Origin of the sequence: Streptomyces sp. P9(2023) (assembly GCF_032436795.1) — a bacterium.
In the GTDB taxonomy this organism is placed as follows: Bacteria; Actinomycetota; Actinomycetes; order Streptomycetales; family Streptomycetaceae; genus Streptomyces.
The window spans coordinates 1-265 of sequence record NZ_JAUPWM010000547.1 but is presented as its reverse complement, the minus strand read 5'-3'; the positions used below and the strand labels follow the sequence as shown (position 1 = coordinate 265).

1 protein-coding gene is annotated in these 265 nt (G+C 61.1%); it reads right to left on the bottom strand.

Annotated features, from left to right (window positions below; translation table 11 throughout):
* Positions 1-248, bottom strand: a 248-nt coding sequence (locus Q5762_RS38660; RefSeq protein WP_315896994.1) for an AMP-binding protein, incomplete at its 3' end; no start/stop codon positions are given.
* Positions 249-265: the final 17 nt, after the last annotated feature.

The window sequence follows — 265 nt, the reverse complement described above, 5'->3', positions numbered from 1 at the left end:
GAGGTGTTCATGTTGCTTTCGGTCATGCCGTAGCGCTCGAGAATCGCATGGCCGGTGCGGGCCTCGAAGGCTTCATGAGTGTCGGCCAGCAAGGGTGCCGAACCGGAGATGAACAGCCGCATGTGGGCGGTGGCCTGCCGATCGAGCCGGGGTGATTGCAGCAGGCGGGTGTAGAACGTGGGCACACCCATCAATACCGTTGCCTTCGACATGCGCGTAATCAGGTCTTCTACCTCCAGCTTGGGCAAGAAGGTCATGGACGCGC